Here is a 24,528-nt window from a genome sequence, read left to right as displayed (position 1 = left end):
GAACATATGGACAAAGCAAAAATAGACATTTTTTACTGTCGCCAATGTAACTGGATGCTAAGAGCAACTTGGATAAGCCAGGAGCTTTTGCACACATTCAGTGAAGAAATTGAAACTGTATCGCTCCACCCAGATACAGGCGGCAGATATGAGATTTTCTGTAACGACGTACAGATCTGGGAACGCAAGAAAGATGGCGGATTCCCAGAAGCAAAAGAGTTAAAACAGCGCGTGAGAGATCTTATTGATCCTGAACGTGACTTAGGCCACTCAGACAGAAAATAAAAGAAGAGCTCATTTGAGCTCTTCTTTTATTTCAACCCATATCAGGACGGGTCAACAGTTTCTTTTGAAATGTCTGCTTGAGCAATCACTTCACCACCATCAAGAGACTTAACCACAAGCTGGTTGTCTTCCAATAAGCCATAACTGGGTGCAAAGTCATTTCTTGGGAATGTCACTGATCCCGGATTGAAGAAAAAGCCTTTTTCCCACTCGTGAGCAGATGGGATATGGGTATGTCCGTGAACCAGAATGTCACGTTGCCCCATCGCTGGACAGTTTTCTTGGTTGTAAAGATGGCCGTGAGTGAGGAAGATTCTTTGTCCAGATTCAAGTATCACCCATGCGTAGTCAGACATCATCGGAAATGACAGCAACATCTGGTCAACTTCACTATCACAGTTACCTCGTACGGCTACTATTTTGTCAGCATAGTGATTAAGTCGCTCCGCTACAGCTGCTGGGTTGTAGCCTTCAGGTATCGGGTTACGAGGTCCATGATTTAAAAGGTCTCCTAGCAAGACGAGCGTTGTCGCCTCTGATTGCTCAAACAAAGACAAGACTTTTTCAGTTGCGGGAAGAGAACCGTGCAAATCGGAAGCAAAAAACAGTTTCATCGTAGACCTCATAGCAAAAACCACATAAGTTTAATGGTTTAGCAACTAGTCGTCATCTCTTACCATGCCATTCACCACAATATTGTTATAACTCACCATGCCAATGATTCTCCCTCCGTCAATGACTGGCGCTCTGCTTATACCAAAGCGTTCAAACAGGCGCGCGCAATATTTCACATTCATATCTGGCGAAACAGATAACGCTGGTTTGGTCATAATTTCATAAATATTGGTTCGCTTAGGCGAGCGATTCTTCGCAAGAACTTTTTTGGCGATGTCATTCATCAACACAATTCCATACTCATCATCTTCATGGCGTTTGTCGACGATAAGGGCTTTCACCTGATGCTTTTTAGCAAGGCATATACCTTCAAATACCGTGGTCAATCCATCAACCATTACATAGGTGCCCGCCATAACATCTCTGACGCGAACTTTGTCTTCTCGATTCATAGATTTTCCTCCACCACTTTCGTTAAGCGTTCAACCTGATGCGCTACACCTACGGCATCTTCAATATCAATTTGAATAGCTATACCCTGCCCTGAAGTCGCATCAAATTCGCCCACTTCATTGATTGTTTCGAGGATATGCCGAGCTAAATGCTCTTCAACAACTAACAAGATAACGTCTTTTTGAACTTCTAAAGTCAAACCAAAAAACGTTCGCTTCTTATTTAAACCTTCACCTCGCGCGTTATTAATAACCGTAGCGCCAGTTGCCCCCGCTTCTCTTGCGGCATCAAGCACTAAGTCCGTTTTTGCATCTTCGACAAATGCCAGAATTAACTTAAACCGCATTGTCTTTCTCCTTTCTAGTTGCATCTGTGCACTCAGATTTTCGATTAAGCCACTGAGTAATTTGTGCATATCCCATTACCGAAATAATAGGAAATAAGCTGGCAAATGCGATAAGACCAAAACCATCAATCATCGGATTTCGTCCTGGAACTGTCGAAGCCAGCCCAAGTCCCAATGCTGCAACAATCGGGACGGTTACAGTGGAAGTCGTTACACCTCCAGAGTCATAAGCTAAAGGGGTAATCAGTTGAGGTGCGAAAAATGTCTGAATAACCACCACAATGTACCCGGCGATAATGTAGTAATGAATGGGGTCTCCGACCACAATCCGATAACAGCCAAGGGTAATACCTACCGCAACACCCAGCGCCACAGCCATTCTCAAACCATTGACCGATATTGCACCACCGGATACCTGATTTGCTTTGATAGCAACGGCTATCAACGAAGGTTCAGCAATGGTGGTACTAAAACCAATGCTGAAAGCAAACAAATATACCCAGTAGTAATCAACCCATTGCAATTTGTCGCCAATACTCAACCGGTATTCGGTCAGTAAGTCGGGCGAGGTTAATTGCATCGCCATTGTTTTTCCTAAAGGAAATAACGCAAACTCAAGCCCTAGCAGGAACAGAGTAAGACCAAAAATCACATAGGCGAATCCGATTAACACTCTCATTGGGTTCGCGAGTGGTTTACGCAAAACAACAAATTGAAAACCTGCAATGATCACGGCTATCGGAAAGACATCCTGAAGAGTGGATATGAGTGTGGAATAAAAAGTGCCAAGTGAAATCATGTCATCACCATGCCGAATACCATGACAAAAATCATCGGCAATAGAGAGGCAAACGCGATAAGACCAAATCCATCAAGCATCGGATTTCTGCCTTTAATAGCAGAAGCAAGGCCAATACCAAGAGCTGTGACTAAGGGGACTGTAATGGTTGAAGTGGTTACACCGCCGGAATCGTAGGCAATACCGATGATGCTTGGTGGAGCAAAAGCTGTCATTACCACAACTCCAATGTAACCTATCGCTATCATGTAATGAATCGGCCAGCCTTTAACGATGCGAATGACTCCTATCACAATGGCAATACCCACAGATAAAGCAACGGTTAGCCTAAGTCCGTTAGCGTATCTTTCCATTTCTTGCTCTGAATGTGTAATCATCCCTCCTTCGGCGGCCACTTTGGCGGCTTCTGTTGCAATGGAGGTAAGTGCTGGTTCAGCAATCGTCGTTCCGAAGCCAAGACAAAACGCAAATGCCAGCAGCCAGAATGCGCTCCCCTTGCGAGCAAACGCTTGAGCCATCGATTCCCCTATCGGAAACAGCCCCATTTCTAAACCAAATATAAAAAAAGTAAGCCCCAAAACGACAAGGACCAGTCCAAATAAAACGCTTAAGAAATTAGGTAGAACATCTTGTAAAACAAACAATTGAAAAAAGGCTATAACCATCACGATTGGCATCAGGTCTCGCATACTCGCTAACATCGCTTTAAATAGTGCTGTCAATCCTGACATATTTCCCCCATAACAATTGTTATGACTCATCATGGCAAAAGAACCCTAAAGTTGGTGTGACCTAGGTACAGGGCTGAGTAAAAAATTATCACAAGTAAAAACAGTGTATTGGAAGTTCTCACTGAATCTCGTACTCTGGTAACAACAGCTGTGCTGCGAATGAGCTTGTAGATACTGCCTATACTTAGGTAGCAAAGGAGAGGCTATGAATATACTTATCACTGGCGGAACTGGTTTTATCGGGCGTGAATTGTTAAAGCTACTGATGACCGAACAAGTAACCGTATTAACGCGCAACACAGAAAATGCAAAGCGTCAGTTAAGCCATATTCGGAGTGGCAATCTCAACTTCATTAACTCTTTGTTTGATTTACAAGACCTCAATCATTTCGATGCGGTGATCAACTTGGCTGGCGAGCCCATTGCCAATAAACGCTGGAGCCGAAAACAAAAATTACGCATATGCCGCAGTCGGTGGGACATTACCGAGCAGCTGGTGTCGCTGATTCATGCCAGCACTAAACCACCAGCAGTATTGATCAGTGGCTCTGCCGTCGGCTATTACGGAGACCAACAGTCTCATCCTTTTGACGAAAGTCTGCATGTTCACCATCAAAGCTTTTCCCATCAAGTGTGTGACAAATGGGAACAAATTGCTCTGAGAGCGCAATCAGACAGGACAAGAGTATGCTTATTGAGAACGGGTGTCGTGCTTTCCCCCGCTGGTGGCGCACTACAGAAAATGCTCCCACCATATAAGTTGGGATTAGGCGGTCCTATTGGCTCTGGACAACAATATGTCCCTTGGATACATATGACAGACATGGTGCAGGCTATTGTGTTCTTGTTGAGGACAGAGCATGCTCAAGGTGCATTTAACTTATGCGCTCCACACCCTGCAACCAATGCACTGTTTAGCCAATGTTTAGCCTCTGCAATTAAACGCCCGCACTTTTTATTCACGCCTAAATGGGCGATAAAATTACTCATGGGTGAAGCTTCTGAACTGTTGCTTGATAGCATGCGTGCAAAGCCCAAAAAACTGACTGAGCTAGAGTTCCAGTTTCAGTTTTCTCACATTGAACCCGCACTAAAAAACCTACTTCAGTACGCCAATTAGTTTTATATAGGAATATTCATGACGCATTCAATATTAATCACAGGTTGCTCTTCGGGCATAGGTTATATGGCGGCTCACGCCTTGCATAACCGAGGGTATCAAGTGATTGCGTCTTGCAGAAAACAACAAGATGTACAAAGGCTCAACAACGAAGGACTAACCTGCATCCAACTCGATCTGGCTGATGAAGCGAGTATTAAACGAGCAGTAGAGCAAGCTCTTGAGCTTTCAAACCACAAGCTTTCCGCTTTATTTAACAACGGCGCCTATGGTCAACCAGGTGCATTAGAAGATTTACCAACCCAAGCATTACGCCAGCAGCTGGAAACCAACCTATTTGGTTGGCATACACTAACCACAGCGCTACTGCCTCACTTTCGCCAACAAGGACATGGGCGCATTGTACAAAACAGCTCGATCTTAGGTTTTGCCGCCATGAAATACAGAGGCGCTTACAATACCTCGAAGTTTGCTCTAGAAGGTTGGACAGATACTCTCCGTCTTGAGTTAAGACATACCAACATAAGAATTAGCATTATTGAACCAGGACCAATAGAAACTGAGTTTAGAGCAAATGCATTACAAGCGTTTAAACAATGGATAAACATACAAGAGAGTGTTCATCACTCTGAATATGAAGCTCAATTGGCTCGTTTAGCTAAAGAGACTTCCAATAATCGTTTCGTACTTCCCCCAGAGGCCTGCTTAGAACCTTTGATCCATGCTTTAGAGTCTGCCAAGCCAAAATTACGTTATAGGGTAACAACACCAACCAAAGTTGCGGCAATTTTAAAGCGAGTGTTACCCAGCGCGATGTTGGACAAATTGCTCTACAAAGCGGCGTGAAATTAATCAAAATTTTTTGTTAAAAATAGAATTGTCATTTATTCGCAACATTTACCATTGATACTGCGCAGATATTAAGCAAATTATTTGTATTGAGTAAGGTGTGTTGAGTTCATCTATGACATTAAACCAGTGTAATTGGCTTGGTATTTGTATTGCACTCATTTTAATTGTGACGCTCTAATACCCTGCTATATCAACAAAAACGCCACCAATTGGTGGCGTTTTTGTTTCTCTATTCTAGCCTTCATCTTGTAATTAGTGGCTTGAAATTCTTCATAGTGCCCCAATGTAAAGTACATACTACAGTGCTCAAAATTCAGGAGCGAAAAGGAATGTCCATGCAGTCACCATTTATCGTTGACGTTAATCAACAAAACTTTCGTCAGGTACTCGAAAGTTCAGCATCTACTCCAATTCTATTTTACTTTTGGGCGCCGATAAGCCAAGAAAGCGCGCAGATGATTCCGGCGCTGCAACAACTCACTCAGCAATACAATGGTGTATTTACACTAGCAATGCTGAACTGTCAGGATGAACAAGAGATTGCTGCCCAATTTGGTGTTCAATCTTTACCGACTATCGCTTTATTTATCAATGGTCAGCCTGTTGATGGTATCGGTGGACCTCAGCCAATTGAAGCCGTGAAAAAAATGCTTAACCGTCATTTACCTAGCCAAGACGAAATGACGCTGAACCAAGCATTAGAGCTAGTGCAAGCACAACAACACCAACAAGCTCTTCCTCTGCTTCTTTCACTGCCAGAAGAACTAAAAAGTAAAGGCGATGTAAAACTTGCTCTTGCTGATTGTTTTATTGAATCAGGTCAGATAGAAGCGGCAAAAGCTGAGCTGGAATTCATCCCATTGGAATATCAAGACGGTTACTACAAAAGCTTAATGGCGAAACTAGAGCTGCATGATCAAGCGTCTAACAGCCCAGAAATTCAAGCATTAGAAGCTGCATTATCAGAAAACCCTCAAGATGCAAAAATCGCAGTTGAACTGGCCACTCAGTATCATCAAGTTAAACGAGATGAAGATGCCCTAGAACTATTATGGCGATTCCTAAAATCGGATCTGAATACCTTAGATGGAGAGATGAAAAAGACGTTTATGGACATACTCAGTGCTATAGGCCAAAGCAATAGCATCGCAAGCAAGTATCGCCGTCAGTTATACTCACTTCTTTACTAGTCAGCACTATAGATAGGCAGGTTAATAATACCTGCCTTTTTTCTGAACTTTACTACAAAACCCATGCCTAAATATTGTTCAATTCTTCTCTATACCACACACTGCATTTAGGGAGTTTCCATCTCTTCTTACATAATTAACTTATTAAGGACATGTGTTATGGCTTTTGATTCACTCATTGCTATCGGTGTGTTTGTTTTTCTAGCAATTGTTTTTATTTTTTCAGCAGTTAAAACCGTACCTCAAGGCAACAACTGGACGGTAGAACGCTTTGGCCGTTACACTCATAGCCTAAAGCCGGGGCTCAACATCATTATTCCGTTCATCGATCACGTTGGTCGTAAAATCAATATGATGGAACGAGTGCTTGATATTCCAGCCCAGGAAGTCATCAGTAAAGACAACGCAAATGTTGTAATCGATGCGGTCTGCTTTGTTCAAGTCATCGATGCCGCTAAAGCTGCTTATGAAGTCAACGATTTAGAAAACGCGATTCGTAACCTGACTTTGACTAACATGCGTACTGTACTGGGTTCTTTGGAACTTGATGAGATGCTCAGTCAGCGAGATATGATCAACACTAAACTGCTGTCAATTGTTGACCAAGCAACTAACCCTTGGGGCGTTAAAGTCACACGTATAGAAATCAAAGATGTTCAGCCACCAACCGATTTGACAGAAGCCATGAATGCGCAAATGAAGGCAGAACGGATGAAACGAGCCTCCATATTAGAAGCTGAAGGTGTTCGCCAAGCTGAAATATTGAAAGCAGAAGGTCAAAAACAATCTGAAATTCTAAAAGCGGAAGGTGAAAAGCAGGCAGCCATCTTACAGGCAGAGGCCCGTGAGCGTGCAGCTGAGGCAGAAGCAAGAGCGACAGAAATGGTCTCTCAAGCCATCGCACAAGGTGATATGCAAGCGGTGAACTACTTCATTGCACAAGGATATACTGACGCTCTAAAAGCTATCGGTCAGGCAGAGAATGGCAAAATCATTATGCTTCCGCTAGAAGCAACTGGCTTGATGGGTTCCGTGGCTGGTATTGCCGAAATGTTTAAACAAACCAACAAAAAAGAGGCTGATTCTTGATTGAATTTTTAACTCAGCTAAACCATTGGCATTGGTTAGCTCTTGGCTTATGTCTGTTAGCCGTCGAACTGATTGGAACCGCAGGGTATTTTCTTTGGTTGGGGATCTCGGCGCTTATTGTGGGAGTTGTTGTCGTTTTCCTACCGATTGGTTGGCAACTGCAATGGATGTCATTCGCGAGTTTCTCATTAATCACCACCTGGTTATGGTGGAGGAAGCAACTCTCTACAGACAAGGAAGACGATGCGCACAGAGAACTTAATCAGAAAGACAAGCAACTCATCGGCAAAACTTCGGTTGTTGAACAGGATGTTGAAGCCGGTCAGTTTCGCTTGATTCTGGGTGACACCACATGGACAGCAGAATGCGATGTGCCGCTAAAAGCAGGAACGCGAGTCAAAGTTATCCATGTAGATGGTATTGTCGTGAAAGTTGAACCTATCTAAGCAAAAGTAAACCGCTGTCTAAATACAGAAAATGCAAGCCTACAACTTATGTGTTGGCTTGCATTATTTCGTTTTACAGCATTGTCCTTTCAAATCGTCGATGATCGGACATTCACTCCCCTCATCACCGGGGCATTCCTGAATCCATAGTTCTAACTGCTGTTTTATAACGGTCAATTCTTTCAACTTCTGCTCAACACTTTTTAGCTTCTGCTGTGCTTTCTCTTTCACAGCGAAACTACTTCTTTCAGGATCATTGGCCAAGTTGAGCATCGCTTTACACTCATCAAGACTGAACCCAACGCCTTTGCATCGTGCAATCAGATTGAGATCGGCGACATGTTGCTCATGGTAATCTCGGTAGCCATTGTCTAAGCGATGTGGCGGTTTAATTAACCCTTTTTCTTCATACAGCCTGATCGATTTAGCTGTCAGACCAGTCTTTTTTGAGACTTCACTGATGTTCATTGTTCAACTATTACTAATAAAAGACATGGTTAAACCATGCCTCTAATTAGTCGAAATAGCAATTACTCCTGACGAATTAACCAAGCTAAGATTTCTGACTTCTCAGCCTTGCTTGCTTTGTCATACCAATAAGCCATCATTTCCACGGGCTTACTATCGGTCTTAATCATGTTCGTGACAGACGTTCTTTGGCTGAACGCCCAGTCTGCAAATTGTTTTTGCTCTTCAGCGGTACCTTCATTGAACCAGTATTGAACCATGTTTTGAGATTGACTCTTAATCTCGGCTGGTAGCGTAGTGACCGGAACGACTTGCTGAGGTTGTTTACTCATTGCATAAGCCGCTTCATGTTTTACCGCTTCAAAATAGGCTTTAGGCACAGAGAACTGCACAACATTCTTGTCAGTCTTAGAAGCTAAGGTGAACTCAACTTCATCGCCTGTGAACTGGGATATTTTTTCTTCACTCAAAGGGAATTGGAACCACTGAGTAACAGTACAATGTTCAGTACAAGTTTCCGCTACAGGGCGATAATCAACAATAGAATTGCTTTCATTACTCACAGTAACGTTATCGAAACGGTCGTAGCTTTTAAATGTTGTAACACTCATATCAACATACGACCCTTTTACATCTGCATTGGCTTCTTTTGCATAATTGCCAACATAGAAGAGTGAAGATTTTACAACATCAGCACCGGTAACCGCTTTGGTATCCGGCATAATTTCTTTTGCGACAACCTGAACATAGTTATGTCTCTCTTTGACCGAGCTCGCGACATCATCAAATGTACTAGAACTATCTAAAGTGCTGCAGCCACTTAGAATCAACACTGTTGAAATTATCAATGATGTTATATTTTTCTTCATACTTATTATCCTTGGGAGCTAGGTAAAACACCGGCACTAGGCCGGCGTTTTTATTAAGAAAGGTAATTAGCTACGATTAGAAGCCGTATTCCATACCGATACGTACAAATGCTTTCTTGTCGTCAGAGTTGTAAGCGTCATGTTGGCCCACACGTAGGTAAGGAACAAAACCGTTCTTCACATACATTAACTGAGCAGACAAAACTTCATCGTCATCGTTTTGCTTGGTGCTAGCCACTTCCGAATCTAGGTTAGCTGCGTAACCTACTTTCACGCCCCATGGGCCGTTCCAGTATTGACCGATGATAGAGTATTGACCCTGCTCACCTTCCTGACCAGCAACAGTTTTAGACTCACCTTCACTAAACTTGTAAGCACCAGCTAAACCAAAACCAGCAGGTAGAGGCAGTTCAAAACCAACAATGTATGCTGTTGAATCAAAGGCTGTGCCATTGTATTTTGAATTCGACTCATAGCCACCATGTAATGTCACTATATCAGCAACATTATAGTGAACACCGAAACCTACGTGGTTCGAGCCATCTACATCTTTATCACCACGACCAACAGACGCATTAAAAGTCAAACCACCAAATGCTGGTGAATCATAGCGTGCAATATCGCCTTTACGGTCATAGTGAGCTTTAACGTCGCCGCCCCAGTCAAACACACGGCCTAAACCAGGGTTTGAGTATGGCCAGTCAACGATTTCGTATAGAGGTGTTAACATACGACCAAAGCGAACTTTACCCCAGTCACCTTGCAAACCTAAGAAAGTATCACGAGCACCAAGGGTAGAACCTTTACCATCTTCGCCTACATAACCTGATTCGATTTGCATGAATACGTTAACGTTATCGAACATGTCTTTGCTCGCACGGAAACCAATGCGTGATTCGTTCTCATAGTCATAGCCATTTCCATCTTCTTGATAGAATGCAGAGATAGCCGCAACACCGTATGCTTGAACATTAAAATCTGAAAGTACGCCGATTTGACCTGTTTCGCCTTCTGCGAATGCAGAAGTTGAAGCGATAGCGACTGCCGCACCGATAAGCGTGCGTTTAAATACTTTTTCCATGGAAAAACTCCTAAAAATAGACATAGCTGTTTGTTTCGTCTCTCTTAAGTTGGCCGCCGAAGAGAAGACTTATATTTCGAGCTTTAATGCGATTAACTTCGCTCTAAAAACTCTGAATGCACGAGTACATTCATGCAACTAGACTAACTTTATGGAGTAAAACATCAATGAGAACTTAATTTTCGACTAAAAAAATATGAACTTGAGCAAACTTTAATCGAGTAAGTGATCGAGATCTCAATCTCAAATACACAATATGAAACAAATACAAATTTAATTAAAAAACAAACATTTAAATAAATTCAATTTTATATTAGTTGAATTACATCGCATATTTTCCAAGAAGATTTCATAAAGATGCAAACTGTTACATTTGAAAGACTGGGGGAGAGAGTTGCGGTTGTAACGGATATGTTTAAAGTTATTTTACGCATAAAAATAAAGCCTCAGTAATAAATTACAGAGGCTTTTTGATAAATAACTGTTGTTACTTCATTAAGTCTAACAAATCTTGTTCGTTGCGAATCTCAATACCAAGCTCTTGCGCCTTTGCTAATTTCGAGCCAGCCGCTTCGCCCGCAAAAAGTATATCTGTATTTTTGGAAACACTTCCTGTCACTTTCGCACCTAAAGCCTGAAGAGCGGCTTTGGCATCATTGCGAGAAAGTTGCGACAGAGAGCCTGTTAGGACAACCACTTTTCCTGCCAATGGCTGAGGGGCGTCTTCGCTTTGAGGTTCTATATCACTCCACTCAACACCAAGCTCAATCAATTCCTGAATCACTTTATTGTTGTTCTCTTGGGCAAAGAAACTGTGAATATGATTAGCAACCACATTGCCAACATCAGGTACTGCGATTAACTGCTCCACTGAAGCTTGGCTAATCGCCCCTAGATTTGAGAAGTATTGAGCTAAGTTCAACGCTGTCGCTTCACCAACTTCTCTTATACCCAGCGAATAGAGGAAGCGTGGTAGTGTAGTTTGCTTGGATTTCTCAAGCGCATTGACGATGTTTTGCGCCGATTTTGGCCCCATGCGTTCCAAAATGGTTAGCTCACCTGCTCGTAATTTAAATAAATCAGCAGGGGTCACCACCATTTCTTTATCTACCAGTTGTTCGATAACTTTGTCACCTAACCCATCAACATCCAAAGCTTTGCGGGATACAAAGTGCTTGAGCGCTTCTTTGCGCTGCGCTTGACAGACTAATCCGCCAGTACAACGCGCAACGGCTTCGCCTTCCACACGTTCAACTGAGGATTGGCATACTGGGCAAGTGACCGGGAACATAATATCTCGAGCCGTTTCAGGGCGTAGCTCCCGCACAACTGAAACGATTTGAGGAATCACATCCCCGGCGCGGCGAATAATAACGGTATCACCAATTTTCACGCCCAGACGCTCAATTTCATCGGCATTGTGTAAGGTTGCATTACTGACTGTCACCCCACCGACAAATACTGGGTCCAGTTTAGCCACAGGGGTAATCGCCCCAGTTCGGCCAACTTGAAACTCAACATCGTTCAAGATCGTCATTTCTTCTTGAGCAGGGAATTTGTACGCAATTGCCCAGCGTGGTGCTCGAGCAACAAAACCAAGCTGTTCCTGAAGCGCAATATCATCCAGCTTGATCACAACACCGTCAATTTCATAAGGTAGCTCAGCTCGACGCTGCAGAATATCTTGATAATAAGCTTTTACGTCATCAAGAGACTTAACTCTTCTGGTTTCTGGGCACATTGGTAGCCCCCAGCCTTTCAACTGAATAAAGCGATCGTAGTGACTCGATGAAAGCTCTCCACCTTCAATCACACCTACGCTGTACGCATAAAAAGCTAAAGGACGTTTTGCCGTAATACGTGAATCAAGCTGACGTAGGCTCCCTGCAGCTGCATTTCGAGGGTTAACAAATACCTTTTCACCTTTTTTCACCGCAAGCTCATTCATGCGTTCAAAACCCGCTTTTGGCATAAACACTTCGCCACGCACTTCTATGCGTAACGGCCATGAATCACCTTGCAGTTTTAAAGGAATAGACTTTATAGTGCGCACGTTTTCAGTGATATTTTCGCCCGTAGCGCCATCACCTCGGGTTGCTGCTCTGACTAAAACGCCATTTTCATAAAGCAGGCTAACCGCAAGACCATCGAGCTTAGGTTCGCAACAAAATTCAGCTTGTTTGGCAGCAGCAACACGGTCGCCCATTCGACGATTAAATGCGTTTAACTCATCGTCATCAAATGCATTGTCCAAAGACAACATCGGAATTTCATGGGTCACAGGTTCAAACCCACTTAATGGCATGCCACCGACTCGTTGGCTTGGCGAATCAGCAGTAACTAACTCTGGATGAGCTTCCTCCAAATCGAGTAACTCACGCATTAAACGGTCATATTCGGCATCAGGAATGGTCGGATCATCTTCAACGTAATAGCGAATCGCGTGAATATGTAGCGTTTCTCTTAGTTCTTTTAGTCTTTGCTCTACGTTTTGCATTTCTTATTCTCTCGAATCATGAAAAAAGGCTCCGACTTGGAGCCTTTTAATAATAACTGTTCACTTACTGCTGAGCAGCTTTGATCTTGAAATCTTGAATTTGTTTTCTATAAGCATCTAATCGATCTGGAGTCATCATGTTACGAGAATCGTCCAGTACGTTACCGCTCAGATCATCTGCTATTTGCTGTGCTGTTTTCAACATCAACTTGAAGTTCTGAGCAGGGTCTCCGAAACAAGGCAAAGTCATAAAGAATGAAATACCTTTAGTCGTAAACTCCGCTGGGTCATCGTGCTTTAGTGTTCCAGGTTGCATCATGTTTGCGACGCTAAACAGCACTTTGCCCGTTCCAGACATATCGGCATGACGATGGAAGATATCCATTTCACCGTAGAGTAGACCGTTTTGTTGCATGCTATCGAACAGCTTAGTACCCACAAAGGGGTCATTACCTGCACAATGGACATTTAGAACGATGACTTCCATTTCATCCGATTTTGGCTCTTTGTTATCCGTTGCCTCAGGCTTAACTTCAGTTACTGAATCAGTCACTGCCTCATCGTTGTATTTCTCAACAACCATCGAAGGCACTTCAAGTTCTATCTCTTCTTCAACAGTATTAATAGCAGTTGTAGCATCAACGGTTGGTTCGTAATCAGAAATTAAAGGATCAGCTTCAGGCGCAGTATCGGACAAACCAAAATCAGGCTCTTTACGATCCTTACGAATAATCTCGTAATCATCTTCCGGAGCAAATGCACGCGATGGTACTGTATCTTCTTGATCAACCTCTAATTTGCCAAGCGGCTTATCGCCGAACTTGGATTTCCCTTCTTTCTTACTGGTCCACAGACCATGAAATAGCAAAGCGGCTATCGCTAGCGCGCCAACAATAATGAGTACGAATCGCAATTCCTGCATCTTAAACTCTCGGTTTCTCGATTTTTGATGTCCTGAATTTCACGCTTTCTAAGAACGTCAACCAGAGGCAAAATTTCTTATATCCAGATACTCTACCAAAACTCTACCCCGATTTAGAACAACTTAATGTTATAAGTTGAGATAACAATGAGATTTTTAGCATTCTTTCATTCTGATTTTGCTTGGTTACAATAGAATGCTCATCCTTATGACACTTTAATAAGACATGGAATAAGCTATGCATTTGAAACAGCGCTCAGGCTTGGGTTATTTTTTCTACGGATTCGAACTGGCGGTATCACCCGGCATTCGACGTTTCGTGATTCTACCACTGCTGGCCAACATATTATTAGTAGGCGGAGCCTTATATTATCTTTTCATCCATTTAGATGAATGGATTAACAGTTGGATGGGACACATTCCTAGCTTCCTATCTTGGCTAAGTTACATTCTGTGGCCACTGCTAGTACTTACGATTCTTGCAACGTTTTCATACTTCTTCAGCACATTAGCTAACTTTATTGCCGCACCGTTCAACGGGTTACTGGCTGAAAAAGTAGAACAGAAAATGATTGGAGACAAAGTGAATGATGATGGAGTATTAGATTTCGTCAAAGACGTTCCGCGAATTATGGCTCGAGAATGGCGAAAGCTGCTTTATGTATTACCTAAAGCGCTTGGGCTATTCATCCTGCTGTTGATTCCTGCTGTTGGGCAAACCATAGGCCCTTTTGCATGGTTTATCTTCACTGCATGGATGCTTGCGATTCAATACTGCGACTACCCGTTTGATAACCACAAAGTGTCCTTTCAGGACATGAGAAACAGTTTGAAACAAAAACAAAGCAAAGCTTATGGCTTCGGTATTCTGGTCGCCTTTCTGACAACAATACCTATTATTAATCTAATCGTAATGCCTGTCGCTGTTTGCGGCGCCACCGCGATGTGGGTGAACGAGTTTAAACAAGATTACAAAAGTTAATAAGGCAATGTCATAACTTAAGTTAGGTAAACTGCTGAAAGATCTCTTCTATCTATAAGATATAACGATTTAATCCTTTTACCTTTTTAAGTGAGCACATATGCTCTTTTTGTATCCGCTAACGTATCGTTATACCGATACCCAAACATGCGTAATGAAGGAATATAACAATGAGCAAAATCTACGAAGACAACTCTCTTACTATTGGCAACACTCCTCTAGTACGACTAAATAAAGTCAGCAAAGGAAAAGTATTAGCGAAAATTGAATCTCGCAACCCAAGCTTTAGCGTTAAATGCCGTATCGGTGCAAACATGATTTGGGAAGCAGAAAAACAAGGTACACTTAAGCCTGGCGTTGAATTAGTAGAACCAACAAGTGGTAACACTGGTATTGCTCTTGCGTTTGTTGCTGCTGCTCGCGGTTACAAATTGACACTGACTATGCCTGAGTCAATGAGCTTGGAGCGCCGTAAACTACTTAAAGCACTAGGTGCTAATCTAGAGCTGACTGAAGCAGCAAAAGGCATGAAAGGTGCTATTGCTAAAGCGGAAGAAATTGTTGCAAGCAACCCAGAAAAGTATCTGCTTCTACAACAATTCAACAACCCAGCAAACCCTCAAATCCATGAAAAAACCACAGGCCCTGAAATTTGGGACGCGACTGACGGCCAAGTTGATGTGTTCGTTGCAGGTGTAGGTACTGGTGGTACGCTAACAGGTACAAGCCGTTTCATTAAAGGTGAAAAAGGTAAAGCAATTATCTCTGTTGCTGTTGAGCCAGCGGAATCTCCAGTCATCACTCAAGCGCTTGCGGGTGATGAAATTCAACCTGCTCCACACAAAATTCAAGGTATCGGCGCAGGTTTTATCCCAGGTAACCTAGATTTAGACCTAATTGACCGCGTTGAAACAGTAACTTCTGACGAAGCAATTGATATGGCTCGCCGCCTAATGGAAGAGGAAGGTATCCTTGCAGGTATCTCTTCAGGTGCAGCAGTTGTTGCAGCTAACCGTTTGGCTGAACTTCCTGAATTTGAAGGAAAAACAATTGTAACCGTACTGCCAAGTTCAGGTGAACGTTACCTAAGTACAGCCCTATTTGCTGGCATTTTCACGGAAAAAGAAAACCAACAGTAATATGTGGTTAAATCAATTTTTCATTTAAAAAAGCCCCTTGATGGGGCTTTTTTGTTGATCCTATTTCTACCTTTGGTAATATCACCCTGTTTTATTTTTAGCTTCAAAATAAAGAAGCAATAAAAATTCCAGTTCAATGGTAATCGCCAACTCACAGGCAATACGATTGACGAATTTTAGATCAGTATCAGTTCTAACACGAAAAGCACGTTACTCTGCTAGCAGAAACGCGCTTCTAAGGTTAAGCTAAAACTGGTTAATAAACTTACAAAAAATAAATTATTGGGGTATATCACATGTACGAGAAGAAAGTAGAAATTACTGCAGAAAACGGTCTTCACACTCGTCCTGCGGCACAATTCGTTAAAGAAGCTAAAGCTTTCGATGCGGATATCACTGTTACTTCTAACGGCAAAAGTGCTAGTGCTAAGAGCCTATTCAAGCTTCAAACACTAGGTCTAGTTAAAGGCACTGTAGTAACTATCTCTGCAGAAGGTCCTCAAGCTCAAAAAGCTGTTGACCACCTAGTAGCACTAATGGACCAACTTCACTAATCAGGTCTATTCCAATTCAAAGCCATTTTGGACAACCAAAGTGGCTTTGTTGGATATTATTCAAAGAATAAGCTAAAAATATCTTTAGCGCCTGCGTCCATTTATCTCCCGTTTACAGTTGACCAATTTAAGGTAAAGCTATGATTTCAGGTATCCTAGCATCTCCAGGTATTGCTATCGGTAAAGCACTACTACTTCAAGAAGATGAAATTGTCCTAAATACAAACACCATTTCTGACGATCAAGTAGAATCTGAAGTTGCTCGTTTTTACGACGCTCGCAACAAAGCTTCTGCACAGTTAGAAGTAATCAAGCAAAAAGCGCTTGAAACGTTTGGTGAAGAAAAAGAAGCCATCTTTGAAGGCCACATCATGTTGCTTGAAGATGAAGAGCTAGAAGAAGAAATTTTAGCACTCATCAAAAACGATAAGCTGTCAGCAGATAACGCTATTTACACTGTTATCGAAGAGCAAGCTTCTGCGCTTGAGTCTCTAGACGACGAATACCTAAAAGAGCGTGCAACAGATATCCGTGATATCGGTTCTCGTTTTGTTAAGAACGCACTAGGCATCAATGTAGTTTCACTCGCTAACATCAATGAGCGAGTTATCCTAGTTGCTAATGACCTAACACCTTCTGAAACTGCGCAAATCAACCTTGATTACGTGCTTGGTTTCGCATGTGATATCGGCGGTCGTACTTCTCATACTTCAATCATGGCTCGTTCTCTAGAACTTCCAGCGATTGTAGGTACCAACGATATTACTAAACAAGTTAAGAACGGTGACATGCTGGTTCTTGACGCAATTAACAACAAGATTTTTGTTAATCCAACTGCTGCTGAATTAGCTGAAGCAGAAAAGGTACAGCAAGCTTTCATCGATGAAAAAGAAGAGCTAGCGAAACTTAAAGATCTTCACGCTGAGACTCTAGACGGACACCGAGTAGAAGTATGCGGCAATATCGGTACAGTGAAAGACTGTGACGGTATTCTACGCAACGGTGGTGAAGGTGTTGGTCTGTACCGCACAGAATTCCTATTTATGGATCGTACGTCTCTTCCTACAGAAGAAGAGCAGTACCAAGCTTACAAAGAAGTTGCAGAAGCAATGGAAGGTCAAGCTGTCATTATCCGTACTATGGATATCGGTGGTGATAAAGATCTACCATATATGGATCTACCAAAAGAGATGAACCCGTTCCTAGGCTGGCGTGCAGTACGTATCAGCTTGGATCGTCGTGAAATTCTACGTGACCAGTTACGCGGCATCCTACGTGCTTCTGCACACGGCAAACTTCGTATCATGTTCCCGATGATTATCTCTGTTGAAGAGATCCGTGCTCTTAAAGAAGCCATCGAAGAATACAAAGCAGAACTTCGCGAAGAAGGTCACGCATTTGATGAAAGCATCGAAATCGGTGTAATGGTTGAAACGCCAGCAGCGGCTGCAATTGCGCACCACTTAGCGAAAGAAGTGTCGTTCTTCTCTATCGGTACTAACGATTTGACTCAGTACACACTAGCAGTAGACCGTGGTAACGAGATGATTTCTCACCTATACAACCCACTGTCTCCAGCAGTACTAACTGTTATCAAACAAGTTATCGACGCATCACATGCAGAAGGTAAATGGACTGGTATGTGTGGTGAGCTAGCAGGTGATGAACGCGCAACACTTCTTCTACTAGGTATGGGCTTAGATGAGTTCTCAATGAGCGGCATTTCTATCCCTAAAGTGAAGAAAGTTGTTCGTAACTCTAACTTCGCAGAAGTTAAAGCAATGGCTGAGGAAGCGCTTTCTCTACCAACTGCTGCAGAAATCGAAGCATGCGTTGAAAAATTCATCGCTGAAAAAACACAATAATCTGTGAATACCAATGATTTAGACGACTAAAAGTAGTCGTCTATTGTTTTTGATTGGTATACTATACTTCGACAGAATATTTTAAAACGTTAGGAGCATGACACAATGGGTCTGTTTGACAAACTGAAAAAGCTAGTCTCTGATGACAGCGCTGACGCTGGTGCAATTGAAATCATCGCACCACTTTCTGGTGAAATCGTAAACATCGAAGATGTGCCAGATGTCGTGTTTGCTGAGAAAATCGTTGGTGACGGTATCGCTATCAAGCCATCTGGCAACAAAATGGTTGCTCCAGTAAATGGTACTATTGGTAAGATTTTCGAAACTAACCACGCATTCTCTATCGAGTCTGATGATGGTGTTGAACTATTCGTTCACTTCGGTATCGATACAGTAGAACTTAAAGGCGAAGGCTTCAAACGTATTGCTGAAGAAGGTCAATCAGTGAAAGTGGGCGACACTATCATTGAATTCGATCTAGCTCTACTAGAAGAAAAAGCAAAATCTACTCTAACTCCAGTTGTTATCTCTAACATGGACGAAATCAAAGAGCTGAACAAGCTTTCTGGTACTGTTTCTGTTGGTGAAACTGCCGTTCTTCGCGTAACTAAATAACTCGAAAGAGAAATAGTTAGTTCGTTGAATATAAAACGCTGCCTAGTGCAGCGTTTTTTGTATCTTGCGTTTGGTATTGAAATACCTACCAATGTGAATTGAGATCCATCTACAAACCCAACGCGTAACGTAATACCTGTTCTTTCGCAGGGCCTGCCTGTTCCGCCAGTTTTAATGCAGCATTGCGAGCAAATTTGAGCGGTGGAATGTCATTGCTAAACGTCTTATAAAAGAAATCCATTCCCGTCTGCATCAATAAATTGTCAGGTCTTCTTTTGCGTTCGTAACTGCGAAACGCACCTGTCGTTAGCTCTTCTAAAGTATTAGTGCAATCCAGTAATGTGGCGACATCCTTGAAACCCAAGTTAACACCCTGCCCCGCTAGCGGATTAATGGTATGCGCTGAATCGCCCACCAAGACACAATGATTCTTTATGTAAGTCTGAGCATGACGACGCGTCAATGGAAAAGAACCTTTCTGTAGAACCTTAATATCCCCTAACTCTTGCGGGAAATGGTTAAGAATTTCCAGTCTCAGTTGTTCATTTGTCATCATGCCTAACTGTTTTATGCGACTTGGAGAGTCATACCAGACCAAAGAACCCTGATTGCCAATCAATGGTAGAAATGAGCGAGGGCCTGATGGGGAAAACTGTTGCCAAGTAATATCTTGTTGTGGCTTTTCAGTTTCAACATTAATCAACATGCAGTGTTGACGATAATCCCAAGCCGTTACACCAATATTGGCACTGGCACGTACTTGCGAATTGGCACCATCCGCACCAATCACCCAATCGCAAACCAATTGAGCTCCCGAATCCAGCTCTATGGATTGTCTATCGCCGAACTGAATATTGTATAACTTATCCGGACAGAACAGGGTTATGTTCGAATACGCTTCCATACTGCTCCATAAGCCCAACTGAATGACTCGGTTTTCAACCATATAGCCTAGCTGTTCTAAGCCTAGTGATTGAGCTGAGAAACGAGTTCGACATTCAGGATGTTCCCAAGTTTCCAGACGGCGGTAAGGACAAACACGCATGGCCTCAATGCTTTCCCATGCTCCCAGTGAATCCAGTAAATAAACGGAAGTCTGCGAGATAGCAGAAATACGAACGTCCATCGCTTGAGAAGGCTCAAACGCATGCGGTTTTGCGCCTTCTACAACCGCGACTTTCCGGCCTTGTTTCGCAAAGCCAATCGCTGCTGCTGCCCCCACCATGCCACCACCAATCACAACAATGTCAAAATCGTTCATCTTTCCAACTATTATCTCTATTCGTTAACGTGGCTTATTGTACGGAACAGCACTTTTTTTGCGAACGTTTTTGTCACAAAACCTTAGAGTTAACAGGGTAAAAAGCCTGATGTAGCAATGGATTTAAGAGATTTCACCCAATCACTAGTCAGTGACTTTTTAAAGCAGTACAATACGCGGCTTACCGCCGAGATGGCGGCTATAATTTGAGCTGAGACCTGTTTACCTTTGAATACACAAAGGGTTTACACTCTCTAAAACGTTCAAGATTTATTTAAGAATTAACACGAGCGAAAGTGAAAATGAGTAAGAAACTGCTAATTAAAACCTGGGGTTGCCAGATGAACGAATACGATTCATCTAAAATGGCCGACCTGCTTAACGCTGCCAACGGCTATGAGCTGACTGAAGATCCAGAAGAAGCAGACGTACTTTTACTTAATACCTGTTCGATTCGTGAAAAAGCACAAGAGAAAGTTTTCCACCAGCTTGGTCGTTGGAAAACGCTGAAAGACAAAAAAGAAGGCGTTGTGATCGGCGTCGGTGGTTGTGTGGCAACTCAAGAAGGTGACCACATTCGCGAACGTGCTCCTTTCGTAGACGTTATTTTTGGCCCACAAACGCTACATCGTTTGCCAGAGATGATTAAACAGTCTCGCACTGACAAAGCACCGGTCATGGATATTTCCTTCCCAGAGATCGAAAAATTCGACCGTCTTCCTGAGCCTCGCGCTGAAGGGCCAACCGCTTTCGTATCAATCATGGAAGGCTGTTCAAAATACTGTACTTACTGCGTTGTACCATACACTCGTGGTGAAGAAGTTAGCCGTCCTATGGACGACGTGCTATTTGAAATCGCACAGCTTGCAGAGCAAGGCGTACGTGAAGTAAACCTGTTAGGTCAGAACGTAAACGCATATCGTGGCCCAATGCATGACGGTACTATCTGTTCTTTCGCTGAACTGCTGCGTCTAGTGGCTACCATTGATGGTATTGACCGTATTCGCTTTACAACAAGTCACCCGCTTGAGTTTACTGACGACATCATTGCTGTGTATGAAGATACGCCAGAGCTAGTGAGCTTCCTTCACCTGCCAGTTCAAAGCGGTAGTGACCGCATTCTGACGATGATGAAGCGTCCGCACACGGCAATCGAGTATAAATCTATTATCCGTAAGCTACGCAAAGCACGCCCTGATATTCAGATCAGTTCTGACTTCATTGTTGCTTTCCCAGGCGAAACAGATAAAGATTTCCAAGACACAATGAAACTGATTCGCGAAGTGGATTTTGATATGAGCTTTAGCTTCATTTTCTCTCCTCGTCCGGGTACGCCAGCAGCGGATTACCCATGTGATCTGACTGAGCAAGAGAAAAAAGATCGCTTATATGAGCTACAACAGCAGATCAATTCGCAAGCAATGCGCTATTCTCGTTTAATGATGGATACAGAACAGCGCATTCTGGTTGAAGGTACTTCTAAGAAGAATCTGATGGAACTTCGTGGTCGTACAGAAAACAACCGTGTTGTAAACTTTGAAGGTTCGCCAGATTTAATCGGTCAATTCGTTGACGTGAAAATCGTTGATGTATTCCCGAACTCACTTCGTGGTGAACTGATTCGTACAGAAAAAGAAATGAACCTTCGCGTTGTCACTTCTCCATCAGAAATGATGGCTAAAACAAAACGTGAAGATGAGCTAGGAGTAGCGACGTTTACTCCATAAGCTTTAACAGTCATAAGGTGTCCGGTCGAAATCGGACACCTTGATATGACCATACTGAGAGGCTAATTTGAGCAATAAAATTGTTACCCTAGAGATCAATCTCGAACCTTCTGATAACCGCCGACTTGCCAGTTTATGCGGTCCTTTCGATGACAACATCAAGCATTTAGAACGTCGTTTAGGCGTTGAAATTAATCATCGCAGCCAGTTCTTTACCATTGTGGGTAAACCTCATACGACGGCAGCAGCACTTGATATCATCAAATCTCTTTATGTTGATACCGCGCCTGTTCGTGGTGAAATTCCAGATATTGAACCGGAACAAATTCACCTCGCGATTAAAGAATCCGGCGTGTTAGAGCAAAACACAGACGTCGCTGAAGAGTTTACTCACGGCAAAGAAGTGTTTGTGAAAACCAAGAAAGGCGTTATCAAACCTCGCACACCAAACCAAGCGCAGTACCTGATGAACATGGCCACTCATGACATCACATTTGGTATTGGACCAGCAGGTACTGGTAAAACTTACCTTGCGGTAGCCGCGGCCGTTGATGCGTTAGAGCGTCAAGAGATTCGTCGTATCCTGCTGACTCGTCCAGCGGTTGAAGCTGGCGAAAAATTGGGGTTCTTACCAGGCGATCTAAGCCAGAAAGTCGATCCTTATTTACGCCCTCTTTACGATGCGCTGTTTGAAATGCTTGGTTTTGAGCGAGTAGAAAAGCTTATCGAACGTAACGTTATTGAAGTTGCTCCTCTGGCATACATGCGCGGCCGTACTCTGAATGATGCATTTATCATTCTTGATGAAAGCCAGAACACGACAGTTGAACAGATGAAAATGTTCCTGACTCGTATAGGTTTCAACTCTCGCGCAGTGATCACGGGTGACGTTACCCAGATCGACTTACCTCGCGGAGCCAAATCCGGCCTTCGTCATGCGGTAGAAGTATTAAGTGAAGTAGAAGAAATTAGCTTTAACTTCTTTATTGCTGACGATGTGGTTCGCCACCCAGTTGTTGCTCGTATTGTTAACGCCTATGAGAAATGGGAAGCACAAGATCAGAAAGAGCGTAAAGAGTACGAAAAACGTCGTAGAGAAGAGCGTGAGTCTAAACTGCTTGAACTTCAGAAAGAAGAACTTAGTTCATCCATAAAAGAGTCTGACCAACAATGAGTATTGAACTCGATTTACAATTAGCCGTTGAAGATGAAAACGGCTTACCTAGTGAAGCGAACTTTGCCACTTGGTTAGAAGCGGCTATCACTCCATTTCAAGAGCAAGCTGAAGTGACTATTCGCATCGTCGATAGCGAAGAGAGCCACCAGCTCAACATGGATTATCGTGGTAAAGATAAACCGACTAATGTTCTCTCCTTCCCCTTCGAAGCACCTCCGGGGATGGAGCTGGATCTGCTGGGTGATTTGGTCATATGTCGCCAAGTGGTTGAACAAGAAGCCAGTGAGCAGAACAAACCACTGCTAGCACATTGGGCGCATATGGTTGTACATGGAAGCCTGCATCTGTTAGGTTATGACCATATCGAGGATGACGAAGCCGAAGAGATGGAGTCACTCGAAACAGAATTGATGCAAAAATTGGGTTTTGAAGATCCCTATTTGGCAGAAAAAGTGTAAATATAAGGTCAAATTGGCCTTATATTTATTTGTGAGCTACCACACTTTGGTAGCGTTAATAATTTGAGAAATAATGAACGAAGACAATTCGCCCCCTTCTAACGAAGGCAAAAAAGAAAAGTCTGAAGGTCCGAGTAGAAAGTCCTTCTTTGAACGCCTGGGTCAAATGTTTCAGGGAGAGCCTAAAGATCGCCAAGAATTGGTTGATGTGATTCGAGACTCTGAAGTAAATGACTTAATTGACCACGACACCCGCGACATGCTCGAAGGTGTTATGGAAATTTCAGAGATGCGAGTCAGAGATATTATGATCCCTCGCTCTCAAATGGTCACAATTTCACGTACCGACGATCTCGATACGTTGATTGCACTTATCACCGATGCACAGCACTCTCGTTACCCGGTGATCAGTGAAGATAAAGACCATGTTGAAGGTATTCTGCTAGCGAAGGACTTACTCAAGTATTTAGGTTCCAATAGTACTCCCTTCGATATCGAAGAGGTGATACGCCCAGCCGTCGTCGTGCCTGAAAGTAAACGGGTAGACCGTCTACTAAAAGAGTTCCGTGAGGAACGCTACCACATGGCAATTGTTGTTGATGAATTCGGCGGCGTTTCTGGCCTTGTCACAATCGAAGACATTCTTGAAGAGATTGTCGGCGAAATCGAAGACGAGACAGATGACGAAGAACAGCTGGAAATTCGTAAGCTAAGCAAACACACTTACGCCGTTAAAGCGCTTACGACGATTGATGATTTCAACGATACTTTCAAAACACAATTCAGTGATGACGAAGTAGATACGGTCGGCGGTATGGTGATGACGGCATTTGGTCATTTACCGACTCGTGGCGAAGTGGTTGAAATTGGCAATTACAGCTTTAAAGTTACCGCAGCTGATAGCCGTCGGGTTATCCAGCTTCAGGTCACCATTCCAGATTTGGAATCGATGCCTGAAATTACTGAAGAATAATTCTTTTTGTCTCT

The 24,528-nt window shown here is 43.0% G+C and carries 26 protein-coding genes; 15 read left to right on the top strand and 11 right to left on the bottom strand.

Going from position 1 to position 24,528, the window contains the following annotated elements; translation table 11 throughout:
- Positions 1-6 precede the first annotated feature (6 nt).
- Positions 7-285 (top strand): SelT/SelW/SelH family protein, encoded by a 279-nt coding sequence (locus AAGA51_RS04130; RefSeq protein ID WP_042486389.1) that lies wholly within the window; start codon positions 7-9, stop codon positions 283-285.
- 41 nt (positions 286-326) lie between these two features.
- Here the strand turns inward: AAGA51_RS04130 and yfcE are convergent, their stop codons facing one another.
- The 5 genes from yfcE to AAGA51_RS04105 are packed head-to-tail and all read right to left on the bottom strand — an operon-like array spanning position 327 to position 3,229.
- The gene (gene yfcE / locus AAGA51_RS04125) at positions 327-899 is read right to left on the bottom strand and encodes a phosphodiesterase (protein ID WP_042486391.1); all 573 of its coding nucleotides are present in this window, start codon (positions 897-899) and stop codon (positions 327-329) included.
- A gap of 45 nt (positions 900-944) precedes the next feature.
- Complete coding sequence (locus AAGA51_RS04120; protein ID WP_042486393.1) at positions 945-1,352, bottom strand: CBS domain-containing protein; 408 nt, start codon at positions 1,350-1,352, stop codon at positions 945-947.
- Positions 1,349-1,699, bottom strand: a complete 351-nt coding sequence (locus tag AAGA51_RS04115; RefSeq protein ID WP_042486396.1) for a P-II family nitrogen regulator — start codon at positions 1,697-1,699, stop codon at positions 1,349-1,351. Before AAGA51_RS04115 ends, AAGA51_RS04120 begins: the two co-directional genes overlap by 4 nt.
- Entirely contained in the window at positions 1,689-2,498 is an 810-nt protein-coding gene (locus tag AAGA51_RS04110) for a DUF1538 domain-containing protein (RefSeq protein ID WP_042486399.1), read from the bottom strand. The genes AAGA51_RS04115 and AAGA51_RS04110 overlap by 11 nt, the downstream gene beginning before the upstream one ends.
- Positions 2,495-3,229 carry a DUF1538 domain-containing protein gene (locus AAGA51_RS04105; RefSeq protein ID WP_042486403.1) on the bottom strand — a complete coding sequence of 245 codons (735 nt, stop codon included), beginning with the start codon at positions 3,227-3,229 and terminating at the stop codon, positions 2,495-2,497. Before AAGA51_RS04105 ends, AAGA51_RS04110 begins: the two co-directional genes overlap by 4 nt.
- A gap of 205 nt (positions 3,230-3,434) precedes the next feature.
- Here AAGA51_RS04105 and AAGA51_RS04100 point away from each other — a divergent pair, with 205 nt between their 5' ends.
- The 5 genes from AAGA51_RS04100 (at position 3,435) to AAGA51_RS04080 (ending at position 7,926) form a co-directional block, all read left to right on the top strand.
- Positions 3,435-4,349 (top strand): TIGR01777 family oxidoreductase, encoded by a 915-nt coding sequence (locus AAGA51_RS04100; protein ID WP_042486406.1) that lies wholly within the window; start codon positions 3,435-3,437, stop codon positions 4,347-4,349.
- Between the two features lie 18 nt (positions 4,350-4,367).
- Entirely contained in the window at positions 4,368-5,195 is an 828-nt protein-coding gene (locus AAGA51_RS04095) for an SDR family oxidoreductase (protein WP_042486410.1), read from the top strand.
- A gap of 341 nt (positions 5,196-5,536) precedes the next feature.
- Positions 5,537-6,391, top strand: coding sequence for a thioredoxin family protein (locus AAGA51_RS04090; protein WP_042486412.1), 855 nt, complete (start codon positions 5,537-5,539; stop codon positions 6,389-6,391).
- A 159-nt stretch (positions 6,392-6,550) separates the two neighbouring features.
- A complete protein-coding gene (locus tag AAGA51_RS04085) occupies positions 6,551-7,480 on the top strand; it encodes an SPFH domain-containing protein (RefSeq protein ID WP_042486415.1) in 930 nt (309 codons plus the stop codon).
- Complete coding sequence (locus tag AAGA51_RS04080; RefSeq protein ID WP_042486418.1) at positions 7,477-7,926, top strand: NfeD family protein; 450 nt, start codon at positions 7,477-7,479, stop codon at positions 7,924-7,926. Before AAGA51_RS04085 ends, AAGA51_RS04080 begins: the two co-directional genes overlap by 4 nt.
- Positions 7,927-7,989: 63 nt before the next feature.
- On the opposite strand, the gene cueR is transcribed toward AAGA51_RS04080, so the two are convergent.
- The 5 genes from cueR to zipA all read right to left on the bottom strand — a co-directional run bounded on the left by cueR (position 7,990) and on the right by zipA (position 13,763).
- Positions 7,990-8,394: a Cu(I)-responsive transcriptional regulator gene (gene cueR / locus AAGA51_RS04075; RefSeq protein ID WP_042486420.1), complete on the bottom strand. Its 405-nt coding sequence runs from the start codon at positions 8,392-8,394 to the stop codon at positions 7,990-7,992.
- Between the two features lie 62 nt (positions 8,395-8,456).
- A complete protein-coding gene (locus AAGA51_RS04070; RefSeq protein WP_042486423.1) occupies positions 8,457-9,263 on the bottom strand; it encodes a lipoprotein in 807 nt (268 codons plus the stop codon).
- 76 nt (positions 9,264-9,339) lie between these two features.
- Positions 9,340-10,344 carry a chitoporin gene (gene chiP, locus AAGA51_RS04065; RefSeq protein WP_042486426.1) on the bottom strand — a complete coding sequence of 335 codons (1,005 nt, stop codon included), beginning with the start codon at positions 10,342-10,344 and terminating at the stop codon, positions 9,340-9,342.
- Positions 10,345-10,831: 487 nt separating this feature from the next.
- Positions 10,832-12,841, bottom strand: coding sequence for an NAD-dependent DNA ligase LigA (ligA, locus tag AAGA51_RS04060; RefSeq protein ID WP_042486428.1), 2,010 nt, complete (start codon positions 12,839-12,841; stop codon positions 10,832-10,834).
- Positions 12,842-12,905: 64 nt separating this feature from the next.
- The gene (zipA, locus tag AAGA51_RS04055) at positions 12,906-13,763 is read right to left on the bottom strand and encodes a cell division protein ZipA (protein WP_042486431.1); all 858 of its coding nucleotides are present in this window, start codon (positions 13,761-13,763) and stop codon (positions 12,906-12,908) included.
- A gap of 238 nt (positions 13,764-14,001) precedes the next feature.
- Between zipA and cysZ the strand changes: the two genes are divergently transcribed.
- The 5 genes from cysZ to crr all read left to right on the top strand — a co-directional run bounded on the left by cysZ (position 14,002) and on the right by crr (position 18,918).
- Positions 14,002-14,745 carry a sulfate transporter CysZ gene (cysZ, locus tag AAGA51_RS04050; RefSeq protein WP_042486434.1) on the top strand — a complete coding sequence of 248 codons (744 nt, stop codon included), beginning with the start codon at positions 14,002-14,004 and terminating at the stop codon, positions 14,743-14,745.
- Positions 14,746-14,915: 170 nt separating this feature from the next.
- The gene (cysK, locus tag AAGA51_RS04045) at positions 14,916-15,884 is read left to right on the top strand and encodes a cysteine synthase A (protein WP_042486437.1); all 969 of its coding nucleotides are present in this window, start codon (positions 14,916-14,918) and stop codon (positions 15,882-15,884) included.
- A 296-nt stretch (positions 15,885-16,180) separates the two neighbouring features.
- Positions 16,181-16,438, top strand: coding sequence for an HPr family phosphocarrier protein (locus tag AAGA51_RS04040; protein WP_042486442.1), 258 nt, complete (start codon positions 16,181-16,183; stop codon positions 16,436-16,438).
- Between the two features lie 140 nt (positions 16,439-16,578).
- The gene (gene ptsI / locus AAGA51_RS04035; protein ID WP_042486444.1) at positions 16,579-18,303 is read left to right on the top strand and encodes a phosphoenolpyruvate-protein phosphotransferase PtsI; all 1,725 of its coding nucleotides are present in this window, start codon (positions 16,579-16,581) and stop codon (positions 18,301-18,303) included.
- Between the two features lie 105 nt (positions 18,304-18,408).
- The gene (gene crr, locus AAGA51_RS04030) at positions 18,409-18,918 is read left to right on the top strand and encodes a PTS glucose transporter subunit IIA (protein ID WP_042486447.1); all 510 of its coding nucleotides are present in this window, start codon (positions 18,409-18,411) and stop codon (positions 18,916-18,918) included.
- A 109-nt stretch (positions 18,919-19,027) separates the two neighbouring features.
- Here crr and AAGA51_RS04025 read toward each other — a convergent pair whose 3' ends face one another.
- The gene (locus AAGA51_RS04025; protein WP_042486449.1) at positions 19,028-20,179 is read right to left on the bottom strand and encodes a 2-octaprenyl-3-methyl-6-methoxy-1,4-benzoquinol hydroxylase; all 1,152 of its coding nucleotides are present in this window, start codon (positions 20,177-20,179) and stop codon (positions 19,028-19,030) included.
- 302 nt (positions 20,180-20,481) lie between these two features.
- Here AAGA51_RS04025 and miaB point away from each other — a divergent pair, with 302 nt between their 5' ends.
- The 4 genes from miaB (at position 20,482) to corC (ending at position 24,514) form a co-directional block, all read left to right on the top strand.
- Positions 20,482-21,906: a tRNA (N6-isopentenyl adenosine(37)-C2)-methylthiotransferase MiaB gene (gene miaB / locus AAGA51_RS04020; protein WP_042486452.1), complete on the top strand. Its 1,425-nt coding sequence runs from the start codon at positions 20,482-20,484 to the stop codon at positions 21,904-21,906.
- A gap of 67 nt (positions 21,907-21,973) precedes the next feature.
- Positions 21,974-23,080, top strand: a complete 1,107-nt coding sequence (locus AAGA51_RS04015; protein ID WP_042486456.1) for a PhoH family protein — start codon at positions 21,974-21,976, stop codon at positions 23,078-23,080.
- Positions 23,077-23,541 carry an rRNA maturation RNase YbeY gene (gene ybeY / locus AAGA51_RS04010; RefSeq protein ID WP_042486458.1) on the top strand — a complete coding sequence of 155 codons (465 nt, stop codon included), beginning with the start codon at positions 23,077-23,079 and terminating at the stop codon, positions 23,539-23,541. The genes AAGA51_RS04015 and ybeY overlap by 4 nt, the downstream gene beginning before the upstream one ends.
- Before the next feature lie 73 nt (positions 23,542-23,614).
- Positions 23,615-24,514: a CNNM family magnesium/cobalt transport protein CorC gene (gene corC / locus AAGA51_RS04005; protein WP_042486459.1), complete on the top strand. Its 900-nt coding sequence runs from the start codon at positions 23,615-23,617 to the stop codon at positions 24,512-24,514.
- Positions 24,515-24,528 lie beyond the last annotated feature (14 nt).

The organism is Vibrio diazotrophicus, from assembly GCF_038452265.1.
Lineage (GTDB): Bacteria > Pseudomonadota > Gammaproteobacteria > Enterobacterales > Vibrionaceae > Vibrio > Vibrio diazotrophicus.
The sequence above is the reverse complement of the archived record's forward strand: the minus strand, read 5'-3'. Positions and strand labels throughout refer to the sequence as shown.

Bases quoted from the DNA above. Each gene is read 5' to 3' on its own strand.
- ybeY (WP_042486458.1), top strand. From the start codon at position 23,077: ATGAGTATTGAACTCGATTTACAATTAGCCGTTGAAGATGAAAACGGC.
- AAGA51_RS04085 (WP_042486415.1), top strand. From the start codon at position 6,551: ATGGCTTTTGATTCACTCATTGCTATCGGTGTGTTTGTTTTTCTAGCA.
- cysK (WP_042486437.1), top strand. From the start codon at position 14,916: ATGAGCAAAATCTACGAAGACAACTCTCTTACTATTGGCAACACTCCT.
- cysZ (WP_042486434.1), top strand. From the start codon at position 14,002: ATGCATTTGAAACAGCGCTCAGGCTTGGGTTATTTTTTCTACGGATTC.
- AAGA51_RS04110 (WP_042486399.1), bottom strand. From the start codon at position 2,498: ATGATTTCACTTGGCACTTTTTATTCCACACTCATATCCACTCTTCAG.
- AAGA51_RS04025 (WP_042486449.1), bottom strand. From the start codon at position 20,179: ATGAACGATTTTGACATTGTTGTGATTGGTGGTGGCATGGTGGGGGCA.
- AAGA51_RS04040 (WP_042486442.1), top strand. From the start codon at position 16,181: ATGTACGAGAAGAAAGTAGAAATTACTGCAGAAAACGGTCTTCACACT.
- crr (WP_042486447.1), top strand. From the start codon at position 18,409: ATGGGTCTGTTTGACAAACTGAAAAAGCTAGTCTCTGATGACAGCGCT.
- yfcE (WP_042486391.1), bottom strand. From the start codon at position 899: ATGAAACTGTTTTTTGCTTCCGATTTGCACGGTTCTCTTCCCGCAACT.
- ptsI (WP_042486444.1), top strand. From the start codon at position 16,579: ATGATTTCAGGTATCCTAGCATCTCCAGGTATTGCTATCGGTAAAGCA.
- AAGA51_RS04095 (WP_042486410.1), top strand. From the start codon at position 4,368: ATGACGCATTCAATATTAATCACAGGTTGCTCTTCGGGCATAGGTTAT.
- AAGA51_RS04105 (WP_042486403.1), bottom strand. From the start codon at position 3,229: ATGTCAGGATTGACAGCACTATTTAAAGCGATGTTAGCGAGTATGCGA.
- AAGA51_RS04130 (WP_042486389.1), top strand. From the start codon at position 7: ATGGACAAAGCAAAAATAGACATTTTTTACTGTCGCCAATGTAACTGG.
- AAGA51_RS04115 (WP_042486396.1), bottom strand. From the start codon at position 1,699: ATGCGGTTTAAGTTAATTCTGGCATTTGTCGAAGATGCAAAAACGGAC.
- chiP (WP_042486426.1), bottom strand. From the start codon at position 10,344: ATGGAAAAAGTATTTAAACGCACGCTTATCGGTGCGGCAGTCGCTATC.
- AAGA51_RS04070 (WP_042486423.1), bottom strand. From the start codon at position 9,263: ATGAAGAAAAATATAACATCATTGATAATTTCAACAGTGTTGATTCTA.
- AAGA51_RS04090 (WP_042486412.1), top strand. From the start codon at position 5,537: ATGCAGTCACCATTTATCGTTGACGTTAATCAACAAAACTTTCGTCAG.
- miaB (WP_042486452.1), top strand. From the start codon at position 20,482: ATGAGTAAGAAACTGCTAATTAAAACCTGGGGTTGCCAGATGAACGAA.
- AAGA51_RS04100 (WP_042486406.1), top strand. From the start codon at position 3,435: ATGAATATACTTATCACTGGCGGAACTGGTTTTATCGGGCGTGAATTG.
- cueR (WP_042486420.1), bottom strand. From the start codon at position 8,394: ATGAACATCAGTGAAGTCTCAAAAAAGACTGGTCTGACAGCTAAATCG.
- zipA (WP_042486431.1), bottom strand. From the start codon at position 13,763: ATGCAGGAATTGCGATTCGTACTCATTATTGTTGGCGCGCTAGCGATA.
- AAGA51_RS04120 (WP_042486393.1), bottom strand. From the start codon at position 1,352: ATGAATCGAGAAGACAAAGTTCGCGTCAGAGATGTTATGGCGGGCACC.
- ligA (WP_042486428.1), bottom strand. From the start codon at position 12,841: ATGCAAAACGTAGAGCAAAGACTAAAAGAACTAAGAGAAACGCTACAT.
- corC (WP_042486459.1), top strand. From the start codon at position 23,615: ATGAACGAAGACAATTCGCCCCCTTCTAACGAAGGCAAAAAAGAAAAG.